The 22692-nt window shown below is 68.4% G+C and carries 22 protein-coding genes; 11 read left to right on the top strand and 11 right to left on the bottom strand.

What is annotated here, in order from left to right; translation table 11 throughout:
- The first annotated feature begins 50 nt into the window (after positions 1-50).
- From ISU10_RS14645 to ISU10_RS14625, 5 genes are all read left to right on the top strand, one after another.
- Positions 51-923, top strand: a complete 873-nt coding sequence (locus ISU10_RS14645; RefSeq protein WP_194697147.1) for a glycosyltransferase family 87 protein — start codon at positions 51-53, stop codon at positions 921-923.
- Positions 920-1198 carry an Lrp/AsnC family transcriptional regulator gene (locus ISU10_RS14640; protein ID WP_194697146.1) on the top strand — a complete coding sequence of 93 codons (279 nt, stop codon included), beginning with the start codon at positions 920-922 and terminating at the stop codon, positions 1196-1198. Before ISU10_RS14645 ends, ISU10_RS14640 begins: the two co-directional genes overlap by 4 nt.
- A gap of 141 nt (positions 1199-1339) precedes the next feature.
- Complete coding sequence (locus tag ISU10_RS14635) at positions 1340-4207, top strand: Ig-like domain-containing protein (protein ID WP_228500962.1); 2868 nt, start codon at positions 1340-1342, stop codon at positions 4205-4207.
- Positions 4208-4257: 50 nt separating this feature from the next.
- Positions 4258-4908: a hypothetical protein gene (locus ISU10_RS14630; RefSeq protein WP_370865406.1), complete on the top strand. Its 651-nt coding sequence runs from the start codon at positions 4258-4260 to the stop codon at positions 4906-4908.
- A 5-nt stretch (positions 4909-4913) separates the two neighbouring features.
- Positions 4914-6395: a glycosyltransferase family protein gene (locus ISU10_RS14625; protein WP_194697144.1), complete on the top strand. Its 1482-nt coding sequence runs from the start codon at positions 4914-4916 to the stop codon at positions 6393-6395.
- 191 nt (positions 6396-6586) lie between these two features.
- Here the strand turns inward: ISU10_RS14625 and ISU10_RS14620 are convergent, their stop codons facing one another.
- The 6 genes from ISU10_RS14620 to ISU10_RS14595 form a co-directional block, all read right to left on the bottom strand.
- Entirely contained in the window at positions 6587-7225 is a 639-nt protein-coding gene (locus ISU10_RS14620) for a fasciclin domain-containing protein (protein WP_194697143.1), read from the bottom strand.
- 47 nt (positions 7226-7272) lie between these two features.
- Positions 7273-7959 carry an anti-sigma factor gene (locus tag ISU10_RS14615; RefSeq protein ID WP_194697142.1) on the bottom strand — a complete coding sequence of 229 codons (687 nt, stop codon included), beginning with the start codon at positions 7957-7959 and terminating at the stop codon, positions 7273-7275.
- On the bottom strand, positions 7956-8546 hold the full coding sequence (locus tag ISU10_RS14610) for an RNA polymerase sigma factor (RefSeq protein WP_194697141.1): 591 nt from the start codon (positions 8544-8546) through the stop codon (positions 7956-7958). Before ISU10_RS14610 ends, ISU10_RS14615 begins: the two co-directional genes overlap by 4 nt.
- A 63-nt stretch (positions 8547-8609) precedes the next feature.
- Complete coding sequence (trpD, locus tag ISU10_RS14605; protein WP_194697140.1) at positions 8610-9635, bottom strand: anthranilate phosphoribosyltransferase; 1026 nt, start codon at positions 9633-9635, stop codon at positions 8610-8612.
- Between the two features lie 23 nt (positions 9636-9658).
- On the bottom strand, positions 9659-10060 hold the full coding sequence (locus ISU10_RS14600) for an Rv3143 family two-component system response regulator (protein WP_194697139.1): 402 nt from the start codon (positions 10058-10060) through the stop codon (positions 9659-9661).
- 19 nt (positions 10061-10079) lie between these two features.
- Complete coding sequence (locus ISU10_RS14595; protein WP_370865403.1) at positions 10080-11030, bottom strand: cytochrome c oxidase assembly protein; 951 nt, start codon at positions 11028-11030, stop codon at positions 10080-10082.
- Between the two features lie 73 nt (positions 11031-11103).
- On the opposite strand from ISU10_RS14595, the gene ctaE reads away from it, so the two are divergent.
- The 4 genes from ctaE (at position 11104) to qcrB (ending at position 15529) form a co-directional block, all read left to right on the top strand.
- Positions 11104-11742, top strand: coding sequence for an aa3-type cytochrome oxidase subunit III (gene ctaE, locus ISU10_RS14590; RefSeq protein ID WP_194697138.1), 639 nt, complete (start codon positions 11104-11106; stop codon positions 11740-11742).
- Positions 11743-11823: 81 nt separating this feature from the next.
- The gene (gene qcrC, locus ISU10_RS14585; protein ID WP_370865402.1) at positions 11824-12672 is read left to right on the top strand and encodes a cytochrome bc1 complex diheme cytochrome c subunit; all 849 of its coding nucleotides are present in this window, start codon (positions 11824-11826) and stop codon (positions 12670-12672) included.
- Complete coding sequence (qcrA, locus tag ISU10_RS14580; RefSeq protein ID WP_194697136.1) at positions 12669-13718, top strand: cytochrome bc1 complex Rieske iron-sulfur subunit; 1050 nt, start codon at positions 12669-12671, stop codon at positions 13716-13718. The genes qcrC and qcrA overlap by 4 nt, the downstream gene beginning before the upstream one ends.
- Entirely contained in the window at positions 13715-15529 is a 1815-nt protein-coding gene (qcrB, locus tag ISU10_RS14575) for a cytochrome bc1 complex cytochrome b subunit (protein ID WP_194697135.1), read from the top strand. Before qcrA ends, qcrB begins: the two co-directional genes overlap by 4 nt.
- A 313-nt stretch (positions 15530-15842) precedes the next feature.
- Here the strand turns inward: qcrB and ISU10_RS14570 are convergent, their stop codons facing one another.
- The 4 genes from ISU10_RS14570 to ctaC form a co-directional block, all read right to left on the bottom strand.
- Positions 15843-17060, bottom strand: a complete 1218-nt coding sequence (locus tag ISU10_RS14570) for a L,D-transpeptidase (protein WP_194697134.1) — start codon at positions 17058-17060, stop codon at positions 15843-15845.
- Between the two features lie 126 nt (positions 17061-17186).
- Complete coding sequence (locus ISU10_RS14565; RefSeq protein WP_194697133.1) at positions 17187-17585, bottom strand: cytochrome c oxidase subunit 4; 399 nt, start codon at positions 17583-17585, stop codon at positions 17187-17189.
- Complete coding sequence (gene ctaD / locus ISU10_RS14560) at positions 17582-19387, bottom strand: aa3-type cytochrome oxidase subunit I (protein WP_194697132.1); 1806 nt, start codon at positions 19385-19387, stop codon at positions 17582-17584. Before ctaD ends, ISU10_RS14565 begins: the two co-directional genes overlap by 4 nt.
- The gene (gene ctaC, locus ISU10_RS14555) at positions 19384-20256 is read right to left on the bottom strand and encodes an aa3-type cytochrome oxidase subunit II (RefSeq protein WP_194697131.1); all 873 of its coding nucleotides are present in this window, start codon (positions 20254-20256) and stop codon (positions 19384-19386) included. The genes ctaD and ctaC overlap by 4 nt, the downstream gene beginning before the upstream one ends.
- 104 nt (positions 20257-20360) lie before the next feature.
- Here ctaC and ISU10_RS14550 point away from each other — a divergent pair, with 104 nt between their 5' ends.
- Together ISU10_RS14550 and ISU10_RS14545 are read left to right on the top strand one after the other, a co-directional pair.
- Positions 20361-21470: a cysteine desulfurase family protein gene (locus tag ISU10_RS14550; RefSeq protein WP_194697130.1), complete on the top strand. Its 1110-nt coding sequence runs from the start codon at positions 20361-20363 to the stop codon at positions 21468-21470.
- Complete coding sequence (locus ISU10_RS14545; RefSeq protein WP_194697129.1) at positions 21470-21694, top strand: sulfurtransferase TusA family protein; 225 nt, start codon at positions 21470-21472, stop codon at positions 21692-21694. Before ISU10_RS14550 ends, ISU10_RS14545 begins: the two co-directional genes overlap by 1 nt.
- 4 nt (positions 21695-21698) lie before the next feature.
- Here ISU10_RS14545 and ISU10_RS14540 read toward each other — a convergent pair whose 3' ends face one another.
- Positions 21699-22673: a carbohydrate kinase family protein gene (locus ISU10_RS14540; RefSeq protein ID WP_194697128.1), complete on the bottom strand. Its 975-nt coding sequence runs from the start codon at positions 22671-22673 to the stop codon at positions 21699-21701.
- Positions 22674-22692: the final 19 nt, after the last annotated feature.

The raw sequence follows: 22692 nt of genomic DNA, 5'->3' as shown, positions 1-22692 counted from the left end.
CGACACTGAAACGGCGTCCAGCGGCCGTCCGATCGCCTACCGTCGTGGGCATGGCCCGCATCGAGGTTCGCAGGCGCCTGCTGCGCGACGGGTTCGTCGTCCTGGCGGCCTACCTCGTCTACCACGCCATCTCGATGGCCGTTCGCTACGGCATCGGCTGGGACGCCCACGCCTACTACGTCGCTTGGGACGGCGGCCTCTACGAAGGCCTGCCCGGCACGCTCGACGCCTACAACTACTCGCCGCTGTTCGCGCAGCTGACGTGGCCGCTCACGTTGCTGCCGTGGCCGGTGTTCTGCGCCCTGCTCATCGGTGCGGCGGCGGTCGGCGTCGGCTGGCTGGTGCGTCCGCTGCCACCCGTCACGGCCGTCGCCTGGTGGCTGTTCTGCACGCCCGAGATCCTGTCCGGCAACGTCTTCTGGCTGCTGGCGGTCGCCACCGTGCTCGGCTTCACCCGAGGCGGCCCATGGTGCGTGGCGGCGTACACCAAGGTGCTGCCGTGCCTGGGGCCGGTGTGGTTCCTGGTCCGGCGCGAGTGGCGCCTGCTGGGCGGCTTCATCCTCGCGACGCTGGTGTTGCTGGCGGCATCGGTCGCCGTCAGCCCCGGCGAGTGGGCAGATTGGGTGCACTTCCTGCGCGACAGCGCCGGCGACTCGAACGGTTTCGTCTACCTCACGCCGGCAGCCATCTACTTCCCGCTCCTCGCCCGCTTGCCCATCGCCCTGGCTCTGGTGGTGTTCGCGGCGCTGACCGAGAGGCGCTGGCTGGTGCCGGTGTGCATGGTGCTCGCCAGCCCGGTCGTCGGCTGGGGCACGTTCGCCCTGCTCGCCGCGATCCCGAGGCTGCGCGACCCGGGTCCCGTCTCCGACGCCGAAAGGGGCCAGGTGGCGGGGAGGACCACTGCCCGTAGGGTGAGCCCGTGATCACCGCCATCGTCTTCGTCAAGGCCGATGTAGCCAGGATCCCCGAGGTCGCCGAGGCGATCGCGGCCCTCGACGGCGTCAGCGAGGTCTACTCCGTGACGGGCCAGGTCGACCTGATCGTGATGGTGCGCGTACGCCGTCACGAGGACGTCGCCGAGGTGGTCGCCGACCGCCTCAACAAGGTGCCGGGCGTGACGGCGACGGAGACGCACATCGCCTTCCGGGCCTACTCGCGCCACGACCTCGAGTCCGCCTTCGCCCTCGGCCTGGACTAGGGGCTAGGTCACTTCACCCCCCACGGGTTAGCCTCCCCGCGCCCAGTCGACGTCGAATTTCGGTAAAGGACCACGGCAGCACCTGTTCTCTACCGATACTGGCGCGGACATTGTCTTTTCCGGGAGGGACCCTCCGTGCACATGCACCGCCCCAACCTGCGCTCGATCGCCGTGACGGCGACTGTCCTCGGCCTGACCGCGAGCGGGGTTGCGATCACAGCGTCGCCCGCGTCCGCGGTCTCGGCCCCCAGCAGCCCCACGTCCGAGGTGCGCAACTCCAGCACGGTGATCCTGTCGTGGGCCGCGGTGAGGAACGCCGACGCCTACGAGGTGCAGGTCGACTCGAGCTCGAGCTTCTCCTCGCCCGACTACACGGCCAAGACCGTCAACGTCCGGGTGGTACCCAGCAAGAACCTGATTCCTGGCGAGAACTTCTGGCGGGTGCGCGCCGTCGACGGAAGCGAGCGGTCCGCGTGGTCCGAGGGCGCCTTCGACATCGCCCCCGTCACGGTGCCTGTCGTTCTGGCTCCCGCGGACGGACTGGAGCTCGACCAGCCGGACCGGCCCCCGCTGCTGCAGTGGACTCCCAGTCAAGGCGCCACGTCCTACACCGTCCTGGTCGACGCCGACTCCGACATGATCGGCGCCAAGAGCTACACGACGAAGACCACCTCGCTGGTCCTGCCCGACCCCCTGACCGTGGGCGACTGGTTCTGGTCCGTGACGGCGAGCAAGGGCAGTGGGCTGGTCAGCCTCCCCTCGGACGTCTCCTCGTTCCTGATCAACCCGATCGCGCTGCCCACGCTCACCTCGCCCGATGACAGCGTCACGACGGCCATCGAGGACGTCACGCTCGACTGGGAGCCGGTGCCCGGCGCGCGGAGCTACGACCTCCAGATCGCGACCGACGACGGCTTCAACAACATCACCCACGAGGCCGAGGGCATCTTCGGCACCCGCTACTCGCCCAAGGTCACGGTGCACAACGACCAGTTCTTCTGGCGGGTTCGCGCGGTCGACCTGGCCGGCCAGCAGACGCCCTGGACCGAGTCACGGTTCGCCTTCCAGCGCCAGTGGCTCGACAAGCCGAGCTACGTCTACCCGCAGGGCACGGAGGCCTCACCCGGCGCCATCAACACGTCGCGCCAGTTCTACGAGTGGACGCCTGTGCAGCACGCGACCTACTACGAGCTGTACACGGCCAGCGACCCCTTCTTCAACACCAACGTTGACGTGTGCAAGACCGCAGGCACGACCTACGCACCGCGGAGCGCGAGCGACTGCGGCTACAAGTCCTCAGGTACGACCTACTGGGCAGTGCGTCCGATGGACAAGCCGTACCCCGGCGACGGCGTGCCCGGCACGATCTCGGCTTCCGACACGAGGGCCTTCGTGTGGACAGACCCAGGCGCTGACGGAGGCACTTTCGTGATCGGGTCGGTGCCGGACAACCTGGAGGTGTCCGTCAGCGGCGTGGCACTCGGCGACACCAGCAAGGCCTGCCGGACGACGTTCTGCGACAACGTGCCCGCCACGCCCGTCTTCGCCTGGGACCCGGTGCCCGGCGCGACGTCCTACCGCGTGTGGGTGGCTCTCGACGAGAACTTCACCTTCAAGGCGATGGGCAACACCTCCTACCTCGCGACGTCCAACACCATGGCGGCTCTCTGCTACGACTGCAGCGATGACGTGCCGACACTCGAGGAGTCCACGGCCGGCAGTGCGTACTACTGGTACGTCCAGGCCTGCGGCCCCGGCGGGTGCGGGCTCTCGCCTGTCTCCCAGGACCCGCCTCTGCCAGGGGTCAAGTCGTTCAGGAAGAAGTCGCCGCAGATCACCGGTCTCGATGCCTCGAACCTGGCCGGGACCGACATCACCTTCGCCTGGGACGACTACATCACCAACAACGATGTCGTGGACCTGTGGCGCAGTCAGCGCGGCACGCAATCAGCCCGCACCTACTACGTCCAGGTCGACAACGACCCGTCGTTCGCCTCGCCCATCGACACGGCCAACGTCGACCAGACGACGTACACCGCCTACGACAAGCTCTACCCCGAGGGCACCTACTTCTGGCGTGTCCAGGCGCGAGACGCCGACGACAACGGCCTCACCTGGTCGGACGTCAAGAGCTTCGTCAAGCAGACCCCGGCGGTCACCTTGTCCTCACCCGTGGACAACGTGCTCGTCCCCGGAACCCATCCGTTCAGGTGGGACCCGCAGGCCTTCGCCGCCAGCTACACCATCGAGGTCTACAAGAACAACGACCTGACCTTCAGCGTGGCCAACCGGCTGTTCTCGGCCAACGCCAAGGTTCCCGCCTATACGCCCGCGTCCCCCGTTCCGGCATCAGACCAGCCCTACGTCTGGCGCGTCCGCCGCATCGACACCGACGGGAACCCCGGGCCGTGGTCCGCCACCGGCACGTTCCGCTCGAGTGGTGAGGCGGCGAACCTGCTCAGCCCTCCGGCGAGCTCGTGGGTGCCGACCAAGACGTCTTTCTTCGAGTGGAGCGAGGTGCCCGGCGCGGCGTCGTACTCGCTGAACGTGAGCGGGACCAAGACGGCCAAGTTCAGCACTGTCGCCACTGCCTATGCCTACTCGAGCGGTTGGCCGACCGGTGCCTACTCGTGGAACGTCACGGCCTATGACGGCGCCGGCAAGGCACTGTCGGTCAGCGCGACGAGGCAGTTCAGCGTCGACGCGACCGCACCGACCGTGAAGCGAGTGGGCCCCTCGCCACTCAGGGCCGGATCCACCCTGAAGATCGCGTTCAGCGAGCGGGTCCAAGGTGTGTCGAACACGTCGATGAAGCTGTTCCGGCTCAACGGCACCAAGAAGATCAGGATCAAGGCCAAGGTGAAGGTGCTGAACGCCGGCAAGAACGCGGCGCTCGACCCGATTGGCAGCCTCAAGCCCGGGAGCTACCTCCTGGTGTTCGTGGCCAACCGCATCAAGGACCTGCACGGCAACTTCCTGGCGGCGACCGAGATCAAGCTCAAGCGGTGACGGCGTGGTGATCGGCCTGCCAGGTCCGGCGGCGGCAGTAGGGTCGCGACGTGACCTGGCTGGCCGATTACGTGGCCGATCACTGGCTCGACCTGTTCGGCTGGGCCGGCTCGGCGTTGCTGATCGTGTCGTTGTTGCAGGCCAGGGTGCTCCGGTTCCGGCTGCTCAACCTGGTGGCCGGGCTGATGCTGGTGGTCTTCAACGCCGTGATCATGGTCTGGCCGATGGTCGCGATGAACCTCGCGACCAGCGGCATCAACGTCTGGATGATCAGGCGCCTGCTGCGCGACCGTCACGACCACTCGGCGTTCAAGGTGCTGGCGGTGAGGTCCGACGACGCGTACCTCGGCCACTTCCTCGATGTGCACCGAGCCGACGTCACGACCTACCAACCGGACTTCGCCTGGGACGGCGTGCCGCACGAGGACCGGCGGCCCTTCCTCATCTTGAAGGGTGACGAGACGGTGGGCGTGGTGATCCTCAGGGTCGACAGGAGCGACGGCGACGTCGCCCATGTGGAGCTGGACTACGTGACCAAGCGCTTCCGTGACTTCTCCCCCGGCGAGTTCGTGTGGCGCGAGAGCGGAATGCTCCGGCGACTCGGCATCACCACCGTGGTCACCTCGCCGACAATGGTCGACCCGTACTACGCCCGCGTCGGCTTCCGACGCGAGGGCGAGTCCTACGTGCTGGCGGTGTGAGGCAGATGGCGACCGAGACCACGACCGCATCCCTCGCTTCGGATGCCGAGGTACCCGAGCCTCGCAAGGACAGCGGGCCGAGCATCCTGACCGTGCTGCGTTACGTGATCCCGACGTTGATCGTGCTCGGTGGCTTCGCCGTGCTGACCAACCACGCCAAGGACCCGCTCGCCAATACCGACACCTACTTCCATCTCAGGTTCGGGCACGAGTTCCTCACCGGTGCCTGGTCCCTGCAGCACCCGGGGAGCGTGACGACCTTCGGCACGGCCGACTGGGTGCCGACCCAGTGGCTGCCGCAGGTCGTCATGGCCCAGTTCGAGGAGTGGTTCGGGCTGGCCGGAGTCGCTTGGCTCTCCGGGCTGATGTACCTGGCGCTGGCCTACACGATCTGGTCGGTCGCCCGTCGCTACGCGAGCCCGATCGCCGCGGCGCCGGTGACCGTGGTGGCGATCCTGGCGGCCTCACCCGGCCTCTCGATGCGCCCCCAGGTGCTGAGCTACCTGTTCATCCTGCTGACGACGGCAGCCTGGCTCGACACCCGCCGCGACGGCAAGGCTCGCTGGTGGCTGGTCCCGCTCGCGTGGGTGTGGGCGATGACGCACGGGATGTGGCCGGTCGGCATCATCATCGGCCTGGTCGCCTTGGTCGGTCTGGCCCTCGACCGCAGCGTCGCTCGCCGGCAGTGGCTTCGGCTGGCAGCCATCCCGCTGGGCTCGATCGTCGTCTCCGCACTGACGCCCGTCGGTCCCCGACTGTTCGCTGCGGTCCTCGAGGTCAACTCGCGCGGCCAGTACTTCGCCGAGTGGCAGCCACCGGACTTCCGCACCGGCAACGCGATCTGCGTACTCATCCTGCTGGGCGTCGTCGTCCTGCGGCTGGCCCGGAGCACGTCGGTCTACGCCTGGACAGACCTGCTCCTGCTGGGCCTGGCCGGCGGCTGGGCGCTCTACACCAACCGCACGGTGATGGTGGCCGCCGTGATGCTGGTGCCGTTCGCTGCCATGGCCGTCCAAGCGGCGCTACGCGACCTGCTGCCCGTATCCCGCCTGGAGAGATCGGCGGTCCTCCTCGGTGGGCTCGCCTGCCTGACGGTGCTGGCCCTCCTGGTTCCCCGCACGGCCGACCAGCCGCCGGACACCTACCCCGAGTGGCTCTCGGCCCTCGACGAGATGCCTGCGGGCACGGTGATCCTCAACGACTGGGGTCAGGGCGGCTACTTCATGTGGCGGTGGCCGGAGCTCGAGTTCGTGATGAACGGCTACGGCGACATCTTCACCGACAACGAGATCGCACGGAACTACCAGCTGGACGCCACCAACTCAGGCTGGCTCCGCACGGTCGAGCAGACCGGCGCGCACTACGCCCTGCTCAAGCCCGGCAGCAAGCTCACCTACGGCCTCGACGAGCTCGAAGACTGGCAGGTCCTGCACCGGAGCGCGGACCTGGTGCTGCTCGAGGCGCCCGAGGACTGGCCCAACCCGTAGGCGCCTGACATGCCGAACCGCGCCGTTCGGGGGTGAGACGACGCGGTCCGCAGGCAATGAGCACGTGGGAAGGCTCGCCCCCCACGGCTCCCGGTGCCCACTGGTCAGTTTGGCGCAGGGGGCCCGCCAGGAGAAGGGGCACCGGGAAGCGCGGGAAGAATTGCGGTGTCAGCCGGTCGACACCGACTCGATCACAGGTCGGCAGGAAGAAGCACGGCGTTGATGCCGTGGGCGATCTGCCTGTTGCCCTTGTTGATGTCGGGCACGATGACGACGGCGGCCCTGGTGTCGGGGTCCTTGTCGATCAGCTTGACCTTGCCGCCCACGACCTTGACCCGCAGCTTCGGGCCCGCAGCCGTGGCCAGCTTCACGCCGTCGGCCTGGAGGGCCTTCGCAGCGGTGATCGTCGCGCCCGGCACCACGTGGTAGAGCAGGGTCGTCTCGAGAAGGTCGATGGGCACGAGCGCAGCGATCTTGTTGAAGACCCGCTTCTCGGAGTAGTAGGTCTTGCCGGTCAGCGCCTTGACCAGGTTGCGGAAGGCCAGATCGGTCGGCACGAAGGCCGTCAGCCGCTGCCGTCCGTCGGCAAGCAGGAGCACGGGACTGTCCGGCTTCGCGGCCGCGACGGCGTACACCGCCGCCTCCACGATGTCGAAGTCGCCGGAGTTGGTGTCGAACTTGACCCCGTCCTTGGCCAGTACCTTGGCCAGGCTGCGGGTGCCGAGCTGGCGCGAGGACTCCTGCGCCTGCGCGGGCGCGGCAGCCGTCAGGGCTGGTACGGCGAGCAGTGCGATCGCCGTGGCGGATCCGATGATCGAGCGGAACCTCATGGTGTGTCTCCTTGGGTGGTGGGATGTGATGCCGCGGTGCACGGGCTTCAGGCGTAGCTCGCCCTGAGCACCGACGTCGGTGAGTGCTGGGGGTTGCCGTCGTCGACCTCGAGGCTGACGTCGACGGCGGAGTACGCCGCCAGCAAGGCGTCGCTCACCTCGAACGAAGCCGTGCCGCTGGGGCCGACCTGGCCGAGGGGAAGCATCTTGTTCGTGGCCGGGTCGAGCAGCCAGGCGTAGTAGAACTGCCCGCGCGCCACGTCGGGCAGGTCATGGGTGCTGATCCTCATGGCGGTGCGCGCGGACGGGCCCGGAAGCTCTGTCATCGCCACCGTGCCGCCTCCGGTGCCGCCGAGGGCCAGGAGCGAGGCAGAACGGTCCGGCTCCGGCGTACCGTCCTCGACCGTCCTGGCGTGTACGGCGGCGCCCACCCCGGCGGCGCCTACCAGAGCGGCCGCGACCGCCATCAGGCGAAGACCCGGGCGGTGCGAGCGCTCTGCGGGCAGGCTCGCCAAGAGCTGGGCCACGGTCGGCGCAGGGCTGGGCTCACCCGGCTGCTCGGGTCCGAGGACCTGGGCGCTGTGCGCCAGCAGCGCGTGACCGACGGCGGTCTCGACCAGGTCCTGACGGCAGGAGGGGCAGCCCCGCACGTGGGCACCGGTGAGCGCCACCTCGTCGTTGCCGAGGGCGCCTCGCAGCAGGCCCGAGAGGTCGGCGTGGGCGAGGGCGCTCACGCGACGTCTCCCGCGACCAGGTCGCCGAGCCGGCGGGTGCCGCGCGCCGCACGGGCCTTGACTGTGCCGAGCGGCAGGTCGAGCGTCGAGGCGATCTCGCGCTGGGTCAGCTCGCCGAAGTAGGCCAGCTCGATGACCTCTCGCTCGTGGTCCGGCAGCCGGTCGACGGCCGCGCGTACGTCGGCAGCGTCGGCGTAGCGGTCGACGGTCTCGCGTCCGTCCTCGCCCACCAGGTCGCGCAGGGACTCGACGTCGACGACGACGTGTCGGCGCGTACGAAGGGTGTCGACGGCCCGCCGGTGGGCGAGCGTGAACAGCCAGGTGCTGAACCGCTGGTCCGGGTCGTAGCGCGACGCACTGCGCCAGACGTCGAGAAAGGTGCGCTGCAGCACGTCCTCGGCCTCGTCCGCACCGACGTACCTCCGCAGGAACGACAGCAGGCTGCGCGAGTACGCCGCGTAGGCGTCTTCGAGCGCAGCATCCTCGCCCTTCGCCAGCCGGGCGCCGATCGCCTGTCCTTGGTCCACACCTCGGTGTTCGCCAGTCAGCGGGCCCCGGTTGCCCGATCCGGCAACTTTGTCCAACATTTGTCCAAGGTTAGCGGACGCAGCCGACTCCTGACGGTCCTGCAGCCGTCACGGGTCGGCGGATCAAGCCCCTGTGGCCGCCACCCAACGCTCGAGGACGGCCTCGGCGGCCCCGGAGTCGACGGCGTCGCGGGCCTTGGCCAAGCCAGCCGCGAGCGCCTCGTCGGGTGGCGCCGCGGGGGCGTCATACACCGCCAGAGCCGCGCCGGCGTTGAGCAGCACCGCATCGCGGACCGCACCGGGCTCGCCCGCCAGGAGTCGGCGTACGACGTCGGCGTTGTGGGCGGCACCTCCCCCGCGCAGGTCGTCCTGGCTGGCGGTGGCAAGGCCGAACGCCCCAGGGTCGATGGTCGTGGTCGTCACCCGGCCGTCGTGCACCACCCACACCGTCGAGGTGGTCGTGGTGGTCAGCTCGTCGAGGCCGTCGTCGCCGCGGAAGACCCAGGCATCGGCGCCCCTGGCGGCGAACACACCCGCCATGACCGGTGCCATCCGCGGGTCGGCGCAGCCGACCGCCTGGGCGGCGGGGCGAGTGGGGTTGGCGAGTGGTCCCAAGATGTTGAAGGTCGTGCCGATGCCCAGCTCGCGACGCGGTGCGGCCGTGTGGCGCATCGCCGGGTTGAACGCGGCGGCGAAGCAGAACGTGATGCCGACCTGCTCGGCGACCTCGGCCACGCGCTCGGGTGGCAGGTCGAGCCGGATGCCCAGGGCCTCCAGCACGTCGGCGCTGCCCGACTGGGAGGACGCCGAGCGGTTGCCGTGCTTGACGACCCTGGCGCCGGCACCTGCGGCGACGATCGCGGCCATCGTCGAGATGTTGACCGACATCGAGCGGTCACCGCCGGTGCCGACCACGTCGAGCAGCCGGCCGGGTACGTCGATGGGCGTGCGAGCGGCGTACATCGCCTCGGCCAGCCCGGTGACCTCCTCGACGGTCTCGCCCTTGGCCTTCAGCCCGACGGCGAAGCCGGCGATCTGCGCGGGTGTCGCCTCACCGGCGAGGACCTCCCCCATCGCCCACGACGTCTGCTCGCCCGTGAGGTCGCGCCCCGCGACCAGCGCGGCGAGCACCTCGGGCCACGTAGACACGGCTGGACCGGACGCTGCTGACGTCAGTCGCCGGGCACGGCGGGCACGCGGGAGCGCAGAAGTCCCACGACCGCCTCGGCGAGCTGGATCGGGTCGATCGGATGAGGCACGGCCGCCTCGGCCCGCGACCAGGTGGCCAACCAGGCGTCCTGCGGACGTCCGGTGAGCACGAGGATCGGAGGGCACTGGTAGATCTCGTCCTTGAGCTGCTTGGCGATGCCCATGCCACCGGCCGGCACTGCCTCGCCGTCGAGGATCGCGAGATCGACTCCACCCGCATCCATGTGCTGGATCACGACCGGCTCGGTGGCGACCTCGACGTAGGTCAGCTCGGGAAGGTCGGGGTGGGGTCGCCGCCCGAGCGCCAAGATCACCTGTTGGCGGGTGTTGACGTCGTCGCTGTAGACCAGGACCCTCAAGCTCACCCGCGCATGCTACCGGTGGCTAACCGCTGCCCATCATCTTGCCGGCGTCCCTGGCCTCGAGCCGGTCGAGGCGGCGGTCCTCGCGCTCGCCCTCCTTGATCGAGGACCGCACCCACTGCACGAACAGCACCCCGAACAGGACCAGGCCCACCAGGTCGCCCGAGCTCCACAGCAGCCCGCCGGCCAGGTGCTGGTCATCGAGCGGGTCGGGCAGCCAGGCAGCCATGTCGGTGCGGTGCAGCGAGGGGTACCAGTTGCCGCCCAGCAGCTCGGTCTGGCTCATGATCGTGACGCCCAGGAACGCGTGGAACGGCAAGGTGAGCAGCACCAGCAGCATCCGGAACGGGTAGGCGACCCGCCCGGGCACCGGATCGAGGCCCAGCAGCGGCCAGAAGAAGAGCGAGCCCACGACCACCAGGTGCACGTGCATGGCCTCGTGGACGAACGCGGACTGCAGGGACGCGGAGTACCAGCCGGAGAAGTACAGCGCCCAGGGCGACACGACGTACAGGACGAAGGTCAGCGGCGGGAACGTCAGGACCTTCCCGAGGCGGGAGTGGAGGACGACGAGCAGCCAGCGCCGCGGCCGCGCGGGCAGCGTGCGCAGCGCCAGCGTGACCGGTGCCGACAGGGCGATCGCCAACGGCACGACCATCGACAGGATCATGTGCTGGGCCATGTGCACGCTCAGCAGCGTCGTGTCGTAGGCCGACAGCCCCGACTGGGTGGCGAGCACGAACGCCGCGATCCCGATGCCGAACGCCACGGTGCGACCGACGGGCCAGTGGTCGCCGCGGCTGTAGAGCTTGTTGAGCCCCACGGCGTAGAGACAGACCCCCGCCAGGGTCAGCAGGGCCAGTATCGGTGCCAGCTCCCAGTCGGTGAAGATGCGGCCGAGGGTGAACTCGGGGAGGTAGTTGGCGGAGTGTCGCGGCAGCAAAGCCGGACTCACCAGCAGTGCCGTGTCCACGTCCCGAGAATATGCCTCTCGAAACACGGGGCCCGGGGGTGGCCTCCGGAAGCCCTACAGACATAATGACCCCGTGGCGACTGCTCAAGCGATCCCGGCCTCGCGGCTGCACGGACACCATGACAGGCCGAGCATGGTCAGCGTCGGGACGATCATCTGGCTCTCCAGCGAGCTGATGTTCTTCGCCGCCCTGTTCGCGTCCTACTTCACCATCCGCGCGGTGAGCCCGGACCTGTGGGCGCTCAACACCGAGAAGCTCAACGTCCCGTTCGCCTCGGTCAACACCACGATCCTGGTGCTGTCGTCGCTGACCTGCCAGCTCGGCGTGTTCGCCGCCGAGCGGGGCCAGGTCGGGCGGTCTGGCGGCCTGCTGCAGGTCGGCAAGTGGGGCCTGCGCGAGTGGTTCATCCTGACCTACGTCATGGGCGCGGTCTTCGTCGCCGGTCAGGCCACCGAGTACGTCTCGCTCGTCCAGGAGAACACCACCATCCAGGACTCGGCCTACGGCTCGATGTTCTACCTCACCACCGGCTTCCACGGCCTCCATGTCACCGGTGGCCTGGTCGCCTTCTTGTTCGTCCTGGGCCGCACCTACATGGCCAAGCGCTTCACCCACGAGCAGGCCGTCAGCGCGATCGTCGTGTCCTACTACTGGCACTTCGTCGACGTCGTGTGGATCGGCCTGTTCTTCACCATCTACGTCGTCCAGTAACCTGTGCCCGTCGGGCCGACCGATACGAGGACCCTCACCGTGCGCCTTCTGAATCGACAGCTCAACGGCTTGGCAGGTCGTGTGTCCCGACACCGGCGCCGGCCTCTGGCCGGGCTGCTCGTGCTGCTGCTGGGCCTGCTGCTGACCGGCACTGTGTACGCCGCGTTCTCGCCGTCCTCGGCGACGGCAGGCGCTGCTGAGTCCGACACCGAGCAGATCGCCAAGGGACGCCAGTTGTTCCTCGTCGGCTGCGCCTTCTGCCACGGTCAAAACGGCGAGGGCGTGCGCGCGCAGCGTGACGGCAACATCATCGGCCCGCCGTTGGTAGGCGTCGGCGCCGCCGCCGTCGACTTCCAGGTCGGCACCGGCCGGATGCCGATGGCCCAGCCCGGCGCACAGGTCAAGGCGAAGGCCCCCGTCTACAACGCCGACGAGATCGCCGCCCTGGCGGCCTACGTCGCCTCGCTCGGCCCCGGCCCCGCCATCCCGGACGCAGGTGACTACAGCCTCGAGGGCCTGTCCGATCAGGAGCGCGAGGAAGCCATCGTGCGCGGCGGCCAGATCTTCTTGACCAACTGCACCGCATGCCACAACTTCGAGGGTTCCGGTGGCGCGATGCCGCGCGGTGGCTATGCCCCCAAGATCCGCGGCGTGGAGCCTCGCTACATCTACGAGGCGATGCTCACCGGCCCCCAGTCGATGGACGTCTTCTCCAACGGCAACCTGTCGCCGGACGAGAAGCGTGACGTGATCGCATACCTGCAGTCGCTCGAGAACCAGCCCAACTACGGTGGTTTCGGCCTCGGCGGGCTCGGCCCCGTGAGCGAAGGCCTGGCCGCGTGGCTGCTGGGCATCGGCGCGTGCGTGGGCTTCGCCGTCTGGATCGCCGCCCACACCACCCGGACGAGCAAGGGGAATGTCTCCGCGTGAACGACCACGACAACAACCTTCCCGCCGTTCCCGAGGGCGACGAGCCGGTTCCCAACCCGGGCCTGCCCCCGCACCACTGGCGGCCCACCGACGTCGACCCCAAGGCCGAGAAGCGCGCCGAGCGTCAGGTGGCGGCGTTCTTCGGGGTGGCCACCGTGGCCCTGCTGGGATTCTTCGTCTCCTACTTCGCCTTCCAGGTCGGCGACAACTGGGACACCATCGCCGGCTTGGGCGCCTCCAACCTGATGCTCGGCCTCACCCTCGCCATCGCCTTCTTGTGCATCGGCATCGGCCTGATCCACTGGGCCCGCAAGCTGATGACCGACCAGGAGATCGTCGAGCTGAGGCACCCGGCCGCCTCCAGCGAGGAGGACCGCTCCACCTCGGTCGGCCTGGTCTTGCAGGGCGTCGACGACTCGGGCATCGGTCGTCGTCCCCTGGTGCGCAACTCCTTGCTCGGCGCGCTCGGCCTGGTCGGCCTGGCCCCGATCATCATGCTGCGAGACCTCGGGCCACTCCCGGGTGACAAGCTGCTGCACACGATCTGGAAGCCCGGCATGCGCGTCGTACGCGACGTGGTCGGCACCCCGATCCACGTCTCCGACCTGGAGATCGGCGACCTGGTCAACGCCGAGCCGGCGGCGATCTTCGAGCTCGACGACGAGGGCCACCACGTGGTCGAGGGCGTCGAGCTGCAGATCGCCAAGTCCAAGGGAGCGGTGATCCTGCTCCGGATGGAGCCGGGCGAGATCACGCCCTGGAAGGGCCGCGAGAACTGGTCGGTGGAGGGCATCGTGTGCTTCTCCAAGATCTGCACCCACGTCGGGTGCCCCATCTCCTTGAACGAACGCACCAAGCACCACCTGCTGTGCCCCTGCCACCAGTCCACCTTCGACCTCGCCGACAACGGCAAGGTGATCTTCGGCCCCGCCGCCCGCCACCTGCCGCAGCTACCCATCGAGGTGGACGACGAGGGCTACCTCGTGGCACAGAGCGACTTCACCGAACCCGTCGGGCCCAGCTTCTGGGAGCGTGACAAGACATGAGCATCGACACCAGCAAGGTTGCGGACACCAACGCCACGACCCCAGCCAAGGCGTCCAAGCCGAACCCGATCGGCGCTGCCGCCGGCTGGGCCGACGACCGGCTCGGCCTCGCCACGGCGATGAAGAAGCAGATCCGCAAGGTCTTCCCCGACCACTGGTCCTTCATGCTCGGCGAGATCGCCTTGTGGAGCTTCATCGTCCTGCTGCTGACGGGCGTGTTCCTCACGCTGTGGTTCGTCCCGAGCATGGGTGAGACGACCTACCAGGGCTCCTACAACCAGCTGCGCGGCATCGAGATGTCGGAGGCCTACGCCTCCTCGCTCAACATCTCCTTCGACGTACGCGGCGGCCTGCTGATGCGTCAGATGCACCACTGGGCCGCGATGCTGTTCGTCGCCGCGATGATGGTGCACCTGCTGCGGGTCTTCTTCACCGGCGCCCACCGCAAGCCTCGCGAGCTGAACTGGGTGATCGGCTGCCTGCTGCTGATCCTCGGCACCCTCGAGGGCTTCACCGGCTACTCCCTGCCCGATGACCTGCTGTCCGGTACTGGCATCCGAGCAGCCGACGGCTTCATGAAGGCCTCACCGGTCATCGGCACCTACATGTCGTTCTTCGTCTTCGGCGGCGAGTTCCCCGGCGAGACGATCATCCCGCGCCTGTTCACCGTCCACGTCCTGCTGATTCCTGGCCTCTTGTTGGCCCTGGTCGGCGCTCACATGCTGCTGCTCGTCTACCACAAGCACACCCAGTGGCCCGGCCCCGGACGCACCGAGCAGAACGTCGTCGGCTACCCGCTGCTGCCGATCTACGCCGCCAAGGCCGGCGGGTTCTTCTTCGTCATCTTCGGCGTGATCGCCCTGATGGGTGCGCTGCTGACGATCAACCCGGTCTGGAAGTACGGCCCCTATGACCCGTCCAAGGTCACCGCCGGCTCACAGCCCGACTGGTACATGGGCTGGCCCGATGGGGCGCTGCGCATCATGCCCGGCTGGGAGACCCATGTCTTCGGGGTCACGATCAGCTGGAACGTGATGCTGCCGATCCTGATCCTGCCTGTCGTGATGTTCCTGCTGCTGACGATCCTGCCGTTCATCGAAGCGTGGATCACCGGCGACAAGCGCGACCACCACATCCTGCAGCGCCCTCGCAACGCCCCGACGCGCACGGCGTTCATGGTCTCGCTGATGACCATGTACGGCCTGTTCTGGGCCGCCGGCGGCAACGACATCATCGCCATCAAGCTCGGACTGAGCATCAACCAGATCACCTACTTCATGCGTGCTGCCGTCTTCATCGGTCCGGCGATCGCGTTCTGGGTCACCCGGCGTTGGTGCATCTCGCTGCAGCGTCACGACAACGACCTGCTGCTGCACGGCTACGAGTCCGGCATCATCATGCGTTCGGCCGAGGGCGGCTACAGCGAGCGGCACCTGCCGATCAGCGAGGCTCGCTCCTACACGCTGACGGCTCGCGGACGCGACGAGGTCTACGTGCCGGGCTCGGGGGTCGACGCCAACGGCGTCGCCTCCCCCAAGCGCGGTGTGCTCGCAGTCCTCGACAAGGTGCGCGGTCGACTGTCCAAGGTGATGTACGCCGACAACGTGCAGAAGCCGACCCGCGAGGAGCTGGAGGAGGCCCGGCACCATGCCGAGCACGAGCACACCCTCCAGGCCGGCCTCGACCACCCGGCGCCCGGTCACGAGTTCGACGACCACGCCCTCCGCACCGCCGGCGACGTACCTCTCCGCGGCACCGCCTCCAGCCCCTCAGCCGGTAGCGGCGCCCACACCGACGACACCGACCAGTAGCCCTCGTCGGTCGAGGAGGTTGCGCTAGCACCGACCACGCCGACCAGTAGCCCTCGCCGGTCGAGGAGGTTGCGCTAGCAACCGTCTCGAGACCCGGTGAACCGACAGCCCACCCAGTCTCGAGACACGCGCCAGCGGCGCCCACACCGACGACACCGACCAGTAGCCCACGTCGGTCGAGGAGGTTGCGCTAGCAACCGTCTCGAGACCCGGTGAACCGACAGCCCACCCAGTCTCGAGACACGCGCTAGCGCGCCTTCCTCGACCATCGCGGCGAACGGAGGCTCGGCCGCGCCTACCCGGCAAGCGATCCCTAGAGCGCTGAACCCTTGGCGTAGGTGCGGAACGGGATGTTCCAGTCGCCGTAGCCGTTGGTGGGCTCCATGGCCCGGTCAGTGCCGGTGTAGACGACGACGTCGCCGCGCTTGGTCATGTCGTAGAGCCAGCCGGCGTTGGCCGTGCTCATGCCGGTGCAGCCGTGGGAGACGTTGGCGTAACCCTGGGAGCCGACCGACCACGGGGCTGCGTGGATGAACTCGCCGGAGTAGGTCAGCCGCATGGCGTACTCGACGTCGTCGAGGTCGTAGTACTCCGGGTTGTCCCGCGAGATGCCGATGGTCTCGGAGTTCATCCGGTGGTGACGGAACTTCTCGATGATCACCTTCACGCCGGAGCGCGTCGTGAATCCGGGCTTGCCGGTCGTGATCGGGATGGTGCGCAGCAGCTGTCCGTTGCTGAAGACCTGCATCTGGTGGGTCTGTGCGTTGACCTTGTAGATGTTGGCGCTGCCGACGTGGAACTCCACGTGCCGGTCTTCTTGGCCGAAGATGCCGCCCCCGGCCGGCACGCTGTTGATGTCGACATCGACGCTCACGTCGGTGCCGGCCCGCCAGTAGCTCTTCGGGCGCCAGTGCACCTCGTGGTCGCTGATCCAGTGCCACGACCCCGGCTGCCGCGGCTTGGCGCTGACCTTCAGGTGCTTCTCGATGTTGGCCTTGTCGGTCACGGCCACGTCGAAGGAGACGATCACGGGCATCCCGACGCCCACGGTCTCGCCGTTGAGCGGGGCGACCGACGGGTAGGTCTGCTGGTCGAGGGTGAGGTCGACGGTGCGGAAGCGGGACCGGACGGTGCGCTCGGTCCCCGCGGCATTGCTGGCCACGGTCGTCACGGAGTAGGAGGTTCCGGGCTCGAGCAGCGCGCCTGCGACCCAGGTCGCCTTGTCTCCCGAGAGCTTGCCCCGCACGGAGCCGGCCTTGGACGTCACCGTCACCCGGCGCAACGTCCCGCCCTCGGCCTCAACGGTGAGACGGGTGTCCACCGGCACGTTGCGGGCGCCCTTGCGGACGTTGGACTCCACCTGCACTGCAGGCACCTCCGGGGACTGCGACTCCCCCGGTGTGGTGCTGCCCGACGTCGAGTCCGTCCCCGGAGCGAGGTCTGGGGTCTCGTTCGCGTTGCAGGCCGCGAGGGTCGTCAAGACGACGCACGCGGACGCGACGGCGAGCAGGCGGAAACGACGCACAATCATGCTGGTAGGACTCCCGGGACAGACTGAGGGTTGCCGTATCAGCCTAACCCGGCGCACCGACCGATCCCGAAACCGCAAGACGTGGCGGCCTGGGACCACAGGCGAGCCTTCGTCCGCGTGCGCCCTTCAGTGCGCGTGCTCGCCCTTGTAGTACTCGAACACCAGCCCGGACAGTGCCAGCACGCCCAGGCCCATGCCGATCGCCACCAGCCACCACTGCCCCAGCGCAACGCCGTACACGATCACGGCCAGCGTCGCGCCGCACCACAGTGGCCACCAGGAGTACGGCGGGAAGAAGCCCAGCTCGCCGGCACCGTCGGCGATCTCGGCGTCCTTGAGGTCCTCCGGACGAGGATCCATCTTGGAGGCGTGGAAGCCGAGGTAGAGGGTGATCATGGCGACCAGCAGCGTCGTCATGACCAGCGCCGAGCTACCGGTCCAGTCTTTGGTGATCAGCCAGTAGGCCGGGCTGACGATGACGAAGAAGATCGTCGACACGCCGAAGATCCAGGCCTCGTGCTTCACCGGTTGTCACCGTCCTGGTCGTCGCGTGCATCGTGTTGGTCATCGTCGTCGGGGCGTATGTCGGTGATCACCGCGCCACGATCCTCGAGCATCTCCTCGCGGCCCTCCATGTCAGGGGCATCAGCGAACCTGCCCGCACGAGCGGCCTCGTTGTGGGCCAGCTCGATCGCCGCCACCTCGGGGTGGTGGAGGTCGAAGGCCGGCGACTCCGAGCGGATCCGGGGGATCGAGTGGAAGTTGTGCCGCGGCGGTGGGCAACTGGTCGCCCACTCCAGGGAGCGACCCCAGCCCCACGGGTCGTCGCGGTCGACGAGCGGCGCCCGACGGCTGACGTAGACGTTGTAGAGGAACGGCAGCGTCGATGCTCCGAGGATGAACGCACCGATGGTGGAGACCTGGTTCATGCCGGTCCACCCGTCCTCGGGCAGGTAGTCGGCGTAGCGACGCGGCATGCCTTCGACGCCGATCCAGTGCTGGATCAAGAACGTGGTGTGGAAGCCGACGAACAGCAGCCAGAAGTGCAGCTTGCCGAGGCGTTCGTCGAGCATCCGGCCGGTCAGCTTGGGCCACCAGAAGTAGAAGCCGGCGAACATCGCGAACACGACGGTGCCGAACACGACGTAGTGGAAGTGGGCCACCACGAAGTAGGAGTCAGACACGTGGAAGTCGAGCGGCGGGCTGGCCAGGATGATGCCGGTCAGGCCTCCGAACAAGAATGTGGTCAAGAAGCCCATCGCCCAGAGCATGGGCGTGTCGAAGGTGATCGACCCGCCCCACAGCGTGCCTATCCAGTTGAAGAACTTCACGCCGGTGGGGACGGCGATCAGGAATGTCATGCCGGAGAAGAACGGCAGGTCCACCGCCCCGGTGACGAACATGTGGTGGGCCCAGACCGCGGCCGAGAGGATCGCGATGCCCAAGGTGGCGCCGACCAGGCCGACGTAGCCGAAGATCGGCTTGCGGCTGAAGACCGGCAAGATCTCGGTGATGATGCCGAAGAACGGCAACGCGATGATGTAGACCTCGGGGTGCCCGAAGAACCAGAACAGGTGCTGCCACAAGATGGCGCCGCCGTGGGCAGCGTCGAAGACGTGAGCGCCCAGCAGTCGGTCGGCCTCGAGCGAGAGCAGCGCGCCGGCAAGCACCGGGAACGCGATGAGCACCAGCAGCGAGGTGACCAGGGTGTTCCAGACGAAGATCGGCATCCGGAACATCGTCATGCCGGGTGCGCGCATGCAGATGATCGTGGTGGTGAAGTTGACGGCGCCGAGGATCGTGCCCAGACCGGCCATCCACAGGCCCATCACCCACAGGTCGCCACCAATCCCGGGCGAGCGGATGGCGTCGGAGAGCGGGGTGTAGGCGAACCAGCCGAAGTCGGCCGCACCCTGCGGTGACAAGAAGCCGGAGGCTGCGATCAGGCCGCCGAACAGGAACAGCCAGTAGGACAGCATGTTGAGCCGTGGGAACGCGACGTCGGGCGAGCCGATCTGCAGCGGCATGATGGCGTTGCCGAAGCCGAAGAACAGTGGCGTCGCGAACAGCAGCAGCATGATCGTGCCGTGCATCGTGAAGAGCTGGTTGTAGAGCTCGTCGTTGACGATCTGCTGGCCTGGGTAGGCCAGCTCGGAGCGCATCAGCATCGCCATCAGGCCGCCGACCAGGAACCAGGCGAACGACGTGACCAGGTAGAGGTTGCCGATGACCTTGTGGTCGGTGGTCGTGATGACCCTGACCAGGCGCTGGCCCAGCGGCTTGCGCTGGCCGGTGCTGACGGTGGGACGTCCTGCCGTGGTGGTCACTGGGACTCCTCCCCGCCCTCTGCGGGCAGGCCAGCCTGGGTTCGGGCGTTGGCGCCGCCGAGCAGCGGCTGGTCGGCCACGCGTCCGGCGTCCTCGAGACCCTGCAAGTAGGTGTCGAAGTCCTCGGGACTGACGACCTTGACGTTGAAGAGCATGCGCGAGTGGTAGACGCCGCACAGCTCGTAGCACTTGCCCCGGTAGTCGCCGATCTTGGTCGGCGTGATGCGGTAGTGGTTCTCACGGCCCGGGATGACGTCCATCTTCATCAAGAACCCGGGCACCCCGAAGTCGTGGATCACATCGGGCGAGCGCAACTGGAACTCCGTCGTCTCGCCGACCGGGAGCACCAGCGTGGGGACGTAGTCGGCCGTGCCGGCCTCGAAGGCGTAGGGCGCGTCGATGGCGTCCTCGTTGGCGTAGTTGAACGTCCACTGCCACTGCTGACCCACGACGATCACGGTGTGGTCGGGCTTGCCCTTGTTGTCGAGCACGATGTTCTGGGTGTCGACGGTGTGCACGAAGAAGACGATCACCATGATGACCGGCGCGATGGTGTAGAAGATCTCGAGCGGCAGGTTGTAGCGCGTCTGCACCGGGACCTCGGGATCGCCGGCCTTGCGGCGGTAACGCCACATCGCCCAGAACATCAGGCCCCAGGTGATGCCGCCGGTGATGAGTGCCGCCACCCAGGCCCAGCGCCACAGGATGAAGATGTGCTCGCCTTGCGCGGACACGGGGTCCGGCATCGCGAGGTTCTTCCACTCGTGCCGGCTCTGCTCGGAACATCCGGTCAGGATGACCACGGAGGTCAGCGCGGCGGCAAGGACTGCCAGCCGACGTACCTTCCGCAGGGGGGTCTGCACACCCACGAACGCAGCCTTCCTGTCATGACAGCACTGGACGTCGGCAGACTAGCCGAATCGTGCCGCGGATTGGCGGGTGGGTACCCCGCCGGGACGGATAGATTCCTGGCATGGGAAGCGGCGCGTCGCCAGCGATCTACTGGGATGCCGCATCCTCCGAACCACTCCACCCAGCGGCCCGTGCGGCTTACCTGGCCGCACTCGACCAGGGGTACGCCGACCCGCGACGCCTGCACCGCGCCGGACGGTCGGCCCGTCTGCTGCTCGACAACGCCCGCGCGGCCTTGGCCGAGGCGCTGGAGGTCCGCCCCGACGAGGTCTCCTTCACTGCCTCCGGGACCGCTGCCGTGCACCTCGGCCTGCTCGGCCTGCACAGGGGTGCCCGCGGTGGCAGCATCGCCCACACCGCCGTCGAGCACTCCGCGGTGCTGCACGCCGTGGACTGGGCGGGCGGCGGCACCGCACTGCCGGTCGACGCCCAGGGCAGGGTCCGCATCGCCCCTCCCCCGCCCGGGACCAGTGTGCTGGCCGTGCAGTCGGCCAACCATGAGGTGGGCACGACGCAGCCGGTCCCGGACCTCGCCGGTGTCGCAGGCGGAGTGCCGCTGTTCGTCGATGCGTGCGCATCCGCCGGACGACTGCCTCTGCCCGAAGGCTGGGCGGTCGCCGCGGCGTCGGCGCACAAGTGGGGCGGACCCGCAGGGGTCGGCGTACTCCTGGTGCGCAAGGGCGCACGCTGGCGGCATCCCTTCCCCGTCGACGAGCGGATCGACGAGCGCGTGCCAGGCTTCGAGAACGTACCTGCCGCGCTGGCGGCGGCAGCGGCCCTGCAAGCCGTCGTCGCCGAGCGCGAGGAGGTCGGGGCTCGTCAGCACGCCCTCATCGACCGCCTGCGCTCCGGCGTCTCGGCGATGCCTGACGTCGACGTCGTCGGCGACCCCACCGACCGACTCCCTCACCTGCTGACGTTCTCGTGCCTCTACGTCGACGGCGAGTCCCTGGTCACCGAGCTCGATCGGCTGGGGTTCGGCGTCGCAAGCGGCTCGGCGTGCACCGCCTCGACGTTGACACCGAGCCACGTGCTGGCAGCGATGGGCGCGCTGACCCACGGCAACGTGCGGGTCTCGCTCACCCGCGACACGACCGCCGCCGAGGTCGACGCGTTCCTCGACGTGCTGCCCGGGGTCGTCGAGCGCCTGCGAGCCGAGGTCGGGCACTGATGATCGAGGTCGACTGCCGCGGCAAGCCCTGCCCGCTCCCGGTGATCGCGCTGGCCGCGGCGGTCTCGGACCTGGCGGTCGGAGACGTGGTGTCGGTGGTCGCTGACGACCCGGCGGCCGCCGTCGACGTGCAGGCCTGGTGCCGGATGAAGGCCCAGGAGTACGTCGGGGCCGACACCGCCGAGGACGGCACGCCCCGCTACGTCGTGCGGCGCGTGAGCTGAGGCCTCAGGTCAGGTGCGGTGCGACGTCGACGGCGGCGTCGATGCCGTAGGACTGCTCGATGCGCTTGACGAACTCGCTCGGCGTGAAGCTGTACTCCTGGGTGCCGACCGTCTCGACGACGTAGGCAGCCAGCACACAGCCGATCTGCGCAGCTCGCTCGTGGGACATGCCCCACACCAGGGCCCCCAGGAAGCCCGCGCGGAAGGCGTCGCCGACGCCGGTCGGCTCTACCGCGTGCACGTCGGCTGCCGCGGAGATGACGATGTCCTCGGCGCCGCGCTGACTGATCCGCACACCGTTCTTGCCGAGCGTGGTGACCTGAACGCCGACGCGATCGAGCACCTCACCACTCGACCAGCCCGTCTTGGCCTCGATCATGTGCGACTCGTACTCGTTGGAGAACAAGTACGCCGCCCCGTCGATCAGGTCGCGGATCAGCTCGCCGTCGCTGAAGGCCAGCTGCTGGCTCGGGTCGGCGATGAACGGGTAGCCACGCTGCCGGCACTCCTGGGTGTGCCGCAACATGCCGTCAGGGTCGTCGGCTGCGATGAGCACGAACGTCGGGCTGCCGACGCGGTCCACGATCGGCTTGAGCTCGATCAGTCGTGCCTCAGCCATCGCCCCGGGGTAGAAGGAGGCGAACTGGGCCATGGTGGTGTCGGTCGTGCACACGAACCGCGCCGTGTGACGAGTCTCGGAGATGCGCACCGACGAGCAGTCCACCCCGTGACGCTCCAGCCAGGATCGGTAGTCGGCGAAGTCGTCACCTGCGGCGCCGACCAGCACCGGCGACAGGCCCAGGGAACCCAGCCCGAAGCACATGTTCGGAGCGACTCCACCGCGTCTGATCTCGAGCTCGTCGACCAAGAAGGACACCGAGAGCTTGTCGAGCTGGTCGACCACGAGCGAGTCGCGGAACTTGCCACCGAACGTCATCAGGTGGTCAGTGGCGATGGATCCGCAGATCAGCAGGGACACGTCGCAGCACCCTACTCGG

Source organism: Nocardioides agariphilus, assembly GCF_015352445.1.
Taxonomy (GTDB): Bacteria; Actinomycetota; Actinomycetes; order Propionibacteriales; family Nocardioidaceae; genus Nocardioides; species Nocardioides agariphilus.
Note: the sequence above shows the minus strand (reverse complement) of the source record. Positions and strands in the feature narration are given on the sequence as shown.